Origin of the sequence: Phenylobacterium sp. (genome assembly GCF_037968635.1) — a bacterium.
Taxonomy (GTDB): Bacteria; Pseudomonadota; Alphaproteobacteria; order Caulobacterales; family Caulobacteraceae; genus Phenylobacterium.
This window is the reverse complement of the sequence record NZ_JBBKVV010000108.1, coordinates 1-5,033: the sequence shown is the minus strand read 5'-3', so window position 1 is coordinate 5,033 and position 5,033 is coordinate 1. Positions and strand designations below refer to the sequence as shown.

At 67.3% G+C, this 5,033-nt stretch carries 6 protein-coding genes and 1 pseudogene; 4 read left to right on the top strand and 3 right to left on the bottom strand.

Annotated elements, in window-relative coordinates:
* Positions 1-572: SDR family oxidoreductase (locus tag AAC997_RS13080; RefSeq protein WP_340646139.1), on the bottom strand; the 572-nt coding region annotated here is incomplete at its 3' end.
* A 161-nt stretch (positions 573-733) separates the two neighbouring features.
* On the opposite strand from AAC997_RS13080, the gene AAC997_RS13075 reads away from it, so the two are divergent.
* Positions 734-1,558, top strand: a complete 825-nt coding sequence (locus tag AAC997_RS13075) for a class I SAM-dependent methyltransferase (protein ID WP_340646138.1) — start codon at positions 734-736, stop codon at positions 1,556-1,558.
* A gap of 5 nt (positions 1,559-1,563) precedes the next feature.
* Here AAC997_RS13075 and AAC997_RS13070 read toward each other — a convergent pair whose 3' ends face one another.
* Together AAC997_RS13070 and AAC997_RS13065 are read right to left on the bottom strand one after the other, a co-directional pair.
* Entirely contained in the window at positions 1,564-1,815 is a 252-nt protein-coding gene (locus tag AAC997_RS13070; protein WP_340646137.1) for a helix-turn-helix transcriptional regulator, read from the bottom strand.
* On the bottom strand, positions 1,812-2,426 hold the full coding sequence (locus tag AAC997_RS13065; RefSeq protein ID WP_340646136.1) for a helix-turn-helix transcriptional regulator: 615 nt from the start codon (positions 2,424-2,426) through the stop codon (positions 1,812-1,814). The genes AAC997_RS13070 and AAC997_RS13065 overlap by 4 nt, the downstream gene beginning before the upstream one ends.
* A 232-nt stretch (positions 2,427-2,658) precedes the next feature.
* On the opposite strand from AAC997_RS13065, the gene AAC997_RS13060 reads away from it, so the two are divergent.
* From AAC997_RS13060 to AAC997_RS13050, 3 genes and pseudogenes are all read left to right on the top strand, one after another.
* Positions 2,659-3,303 carry a GntR family transcriptional regulator gene (locus tag AAC997_RS13060; protein WP_340646135.1) on the top strand — a complete coding sequence of 215 codons (645 nt, stop codon included), beginning with the start codon at positions 2,659-2,661 and terminating at the stop codon, positions 3,301-3,303.
* A gap of 231 nt (positions 3,304-3,534) precedes the next feature.
* Positions 3,535-4,185, top strand: a complete 651-nt coding sequence (locus tag AAC997_RS13055; RefSeq protein ID WP_340646134.1) for a lasso peptide biosynthesis B2 protein — start codon at positions 3,535-3,537, stop codon at positions 4,183-4,185.
* 6 nt (positions 4,186-4,191) lie between these two features.
* A pseudogene (locus AAC997_RS13050) lies at positions 4,192-5,033 on the top strand (hypothetical protein); the annotation flags it as partial.

The following is a 5,033-nucleotide window of genomic DNA, read 5'->3' as shown; positions in this document are numbered from 1 at the left end:
ATGGCGGTGTCGACGCCCTGTGGGCAGAGGATGGAGACCTTGATCCCCTGGTCGCCGTGGGTGATGGCGATGCTTTCGGCGAGGCCGACGGCGGCGTGCTTCGTCGTGGAATAGACCGCCCCGCCGATCTGCGACAGCAGGCCCGCCGCCGAGACGGTGGTGAGCAGATAGCCCTCGCCACGGGCGACCATACCCGGCAGGACGGCGCGGGCCGCATGGACGTGGGCCATGACATTGACCCCCCAGGCGCGGGCCCAGACGGCGTCGGGGGAGGAGACCGCGTTCTCGCGATCCGGGTCGCCGTCGCCGACCCCGGCATTGGCGCAGAAGAGGTCGATGTGGCCGTGGGCGGCCTCGACGGCGGCCACCATGGCGGCGACCTGGGCGCCGTCGGAGACATCGACGGTGTAGGCGGTCCCGCCGATCTCGGCGGCGACGGCCGCGGCGCCGCCTTCGTTGCGGTCGACCACGGCGACGTGGGCCGCGCCCTCACGCGCGAAGCGGCGGGCGAGCGCGGCGCCGATGCCCTCGGCGGCGCCCGTCACGACAACGATCTTGCCCTTCACGTCCATGTTTCGTCTCCGTCCCGCTTGTTGTGGCCAGGGGTAGGACGCACGCCTCGACAAGGCAATGGTTGGGGCCCCGATGTTGGGTGGAGCTGTGAGGTCAGATCACAAGAAAGGACGCGAGATGTCGTTTGATCGCGTGCGCCCAATCTCGGATCGTTCGCGACATGAGCGATAACTCCCTGCACCTGGCCAGGTCCTTCGATGAGGTGGCTGATCTCTATGACGCACACCGGCCGGGCTATCCGGCCGACCTGTTCGTCGACCTGATGGCGCAGGCCCGGCTGGACCCCGACGACGCGATCCTGGAGTTGGGCTGCGGGACGGGGCAGGCGACCCGAGGGTTGGCGCCCTTCGGCCGCCGCGTGCTGGCCATTGATCCGGGTTCGGAGCTGGTGGGGGTGGCCAAGCACAGGCTAGAGGCCTTTCCCCACGTGCACTTCGCAGTCTCGACTTTCGAAGCGTGGGCGCCGCGCCTGTCAGCCTACCGGCTGATCGTCTCGGCCCAGGCCTTCCATTGGATCGACCCCTTGGTGGCCCTGCCCAAGGCCGCCGCCGTGCTGGCGCCGGGCGGGATGCTAGCCTGCTTCGCCTATGTGCCGCAGCCGCCGCCGGCGGACTTCCTCGGCGTGTTTGAGCCGATCTATCGGCGGCTGGCGCCACAGCTGTGGGTCGATCCGCCGGAGCGTTGGTACTGGCCGGGCGGGGCGTTCGCGCAGAGCTTGGCGGCGAGCGGACTGTTTGAGCTCGCCGAGCACCGGGTCTACCCGGCCATGCGAACCTACACGGCCGATGGCTTCGTCGACTATCTGCGCACGCGCTCTGACTACCGGGCGCTGGGGCCAGAGCGGCTGGACGCGCTGCTGGCGGCCGTCGCCAAGGCGGTGAGGGACGGGGGCGGGACGATTGAGATGGAGATGCCCGCGCACCTGCACATGGCGCGGCGGCGGCCTCTATCTGCCGAGAGCCTGCCCGGCCACCGTTCGCCGTAGGGCGGCTAGGGTTGTTCCGGTGCGAGCAGCCCTATGTCCCGAGCCCGTAAGACGGCCTGAAATCGGGTCTTTACGCCCAGCAGCGTGCAGGCCCGCCGCAGATGGCCCTCCACGGTGCGGCCGGAGATGCCAAGGATACCGCCGATGTCGTTGGCGCTCTTTCCCTCCTGAACCCAGAACAAGCATTCAAGCTGACGGGCGCTCACGTGCGGCCATGTCTGCGGGAGGTAGAGCACGGGGCGTGCGGACGGGGTCATGATCCTCTCCGATCTGGATCTGAAGGTTTGGTGGGATCTGGGGGGGTGTCGCTCAACGCCTGAGTATCGCAGGTCTTTGAGATGGGCTGCGACCTGGCTCGACGCGCCTCGCCAGCGGCGATCAGGTCTGTGAAGGCCGCGCCGAAGGCGGCCGCCACGTCGCGGGCGGTCAGATAGGCAAGTACGCCGCCAAGGTCGGTGTGCGCCCGTCCAAGTGCAGAGAGCAGGAGCGAAATGGCCTTGGTCTCGGCGCAGGCGGCGGCGAAATCAGGCGTCCCGATCCAAGCCGAGATGAGGATCGCGTGGGGGTCGCTGTCGGTGGCTCTAGCAAACGCTTCGAGCCGATCGAGACGCAGACCGGTGCGGCCGGCCTCGAATTCCTCATAGGTCCGCTTGGAAAGACCCATGCTGTTTGCGATCTGCAGGACGGTGAGTTTGCGATGCCGACGGACGCCCTTAAGCGCGAGCGACAGGGATTTGAGCAGGGCCGTGGACGACAAGCTAAAAAACAATCCTGAGGTATGTTTTACGAGGTGGACGAGCGTTGGTTGTAAATCTGCTGATCGCCCAGGCAGTTGCAATTGGGCAAGGCTGATCCGCTGCTCTGGCAATCAAACCGCAAGAATCCTGCGGACACTCAAATTGAGACGTCCCTGGTTCGGGGCGAAAGCCGCGCGTGAACCTTCAGGTTCAATCGGAGCGGGCGGCGTGCAGCGCTCGCCCACAGAGATCTGGCGGACGCCCAATCTATATCCGACATATTTGGGCGCCTCTCCGCCCTCGCCGCCTAACCTTGCCCTCGTGGTTTGGGGGGGGCGTCGAGGTTGAGACAGGTGATGTGACTTGAGTTTGCGAAGAGATCCCTTCGGCGAGGCCCTGGGGCATTTGCGCCGACAGCTGGCCATCGGCGCGATCTGGCCAGGACAGGCCCTGATCATCCAAGACCTCGCCGCGGAGCTGAAGCTTAGCCCCACCCCGGTCCGCGAAGCCTTGGCAAGGTTGGCGGGGGAGGGCCTGATCGAGGTGCGACAGGGTGGCGGCTACCGGCTTTGGTCGGCCGACGCCGTCGACCTGGCTGACCTCTATGAGGCCCATCTGTCGGCCCTGCTCTCGAGCTTGCGCATGCTTGTCGCTGAGCCGGGGCGTCGCGTGGACTCTGGAGACCGTGACGGCGATGAGGGCTCGGTGGTGGAGGTCACGGACGCGGCCTTTGACGGCCTCGTGCGCGCCTGTGGCAATCGGGTCTTGCTGACCTGGCGGCGCAGCTTGGCGCAACGCCTGGTCTGGGCGCGACGAGTGGAGGCTCTGGTGTTCGACGACGCCGAGGTCGAAGCCCGTCGCCTTCTGCACGATCTCGCTCGAACCCCCGACCCACCCGATCAAGCTCGCGTGGTGGCCAGTTTTCATCGCCGCCGCCGCGATGGGGCCGAACTCATCGCCCGCGCGCTACGCGATCTAGGCGAGCAAGAGTCTATTAAACAAATATAGGTTGTGTAGATCGGCGACCGCCGTTCACCTGAACGCGCCGTCATCCCGGCGGTGAACAGGAGACATTCCATGTCCATCTTCAAGATCATCCGGCTCGGCAGCGCCAAGCGTCTGACGCAAGGCGAGATCGAGGGCAACAAGGTCGAAGAAGAGGCCCTGCGCTACTTCGGCTGAAGGCCTGGCGCCGGCGTCAGCCGGCGCCAACTCCTCCTCAATTCCAGGACCTCAACCATGATGACGCCCTTGGCGGCCCGCGTTCATGGCGCGACGGTGGGCTCTGACCTGGTCTTCCTCGACGTGGCCCGCGACGCCTATGTCTGCCTGGCCGGGGCGGCCGAGGCGGGGCGCCTGTGTGACGGTGGGGCGCAGATCGAGATCGCCGATCGCGCCCTCCACGACACCCTTGAGCAGGCCGGCCTGATCGGGGAGATCGCGATTGCGCGCCACATGGCGCCGCTGGCCGCACGCGAGCTGGGCCGCCTCCGGGCGCCCGTCGCGCCCACGGATGTTCTGGGCGGATTGACGATGACCTGGGCCAGCGCCGCGGCGCGTCGCTATCAGGCGCCGTTCGCCGACCTGATCGGCTGGGCGCAACACCGCCCCTGGGGACCGCACGATCCCATGGCGGAGCCTTGCGACCGGGCGATCGCCGTTGTGACGCGCTTTCAACGACGTTGGCCCTGGGCGGTCGGTCGCGGCCTCTGTCTCCACCGGGCTTTCCTGCTCCTGACCCTGTTGCGGCAGGCCAGGTGCGACGCCGCCTGGGTGTTTGGCGTGCGGACCTATCCCTTTGAGGCCCATTGCTGGCTGCAGATCGGGGCCACGGTGCTGGACGATCCCTTGACGCGCTTAACGGCCTACACGCCGCTGATGACGGCTTAAGCTCAGATGTCTGACTATGTCGTGCTTTGGGGAGATCTGAGCCAGGCGCCGGCGATGGCGTTGATCGGCGCACTGGAGGCCAAGGCGACCGAGCGTTGGACCTGGGCGGTGCGTACCGACCAGGTGGCGGTGCTGGTGACCAAGGCGCGACCCGCCCTCGTGCGCCAGTCGCCAGATGGGCGTGGTCTATTGATCGGCGAGGTTTGGAACCGCGATGGCGGCCCGGTGCGCGATCTTGCGCCGGCTTCCTCAAATAGCTCACCAGTCTCACAGGCCACGGCCCTCTGTGCGCAAGCTTGGGGACGCTATGTCGCCATGCTGGCCGACGCCAATGGCTTGGCCATTTTTCGCGATCCCTCGGGCGGGCTCGAGGCCCTGACCTGGCGCCGCAATGGCCTGATGGTGGTGTCGTCAAGTCTTCCCCGCGACCTGGCCAGCGTCTTGGCCCCGCCCTTGAGTCTCGACTGGGATCGGATCGCTTGCCACCTGGCGTCGCCGGCCAGTCTGAGCGGGCCACTCGCCTTGCAAGGCCTCAGCGCCGTCGCGCCCGGCCAACTGCTGCGCCAAGTCGAGGGGCGGGAGACGCGCGTCGGGCTCTGGGCGCCGGCAGGGTTCGTCGAACCGACGTCGGAGCCCCTTCACCTTGTCCAGGGCCAACTGGTGCGGCTGGTCGACAGGGTGGTTGGCGCCTGGGCGGCAGATCGTGGACCGGTGTTGGCGGAGGTGTCGGGCGGCTTGGATTCCGCCATTGTCGCCACCGCGCTCGCCCGACGCGACGACCTGGAGGTGGTGCAATGGCTGAACTATTACGCCCGGGGCGCCGAGAGTGACGAACGGGTCTTCGCCCA

Excerpts from the sequence above, each read along its gene's own strand:
- AAC997_RS13075 (WP_340646138.1), top strand. The coding sequence starts at position 734 with ATGAGCGATAACTCCCTGCACCTGGCCAGGTCCTTCGATGAGGTGGCT.
- AAC997_RS13070 (WP_340646137.1), bottom strand. The coding sequence starts at position 1,815 with ATGACCCCGTCCGCACGCCCCGTGCTCTACCTCCCGCAGACATGGCCG.
- AAC997_RS13055 (WP_340646134.1), top strand. The coding sequence starts at position 3,535 with ATGATGACGCCCTTGGCGGCCCGCGTTCATGGCGCGACGGTGGGCTCT.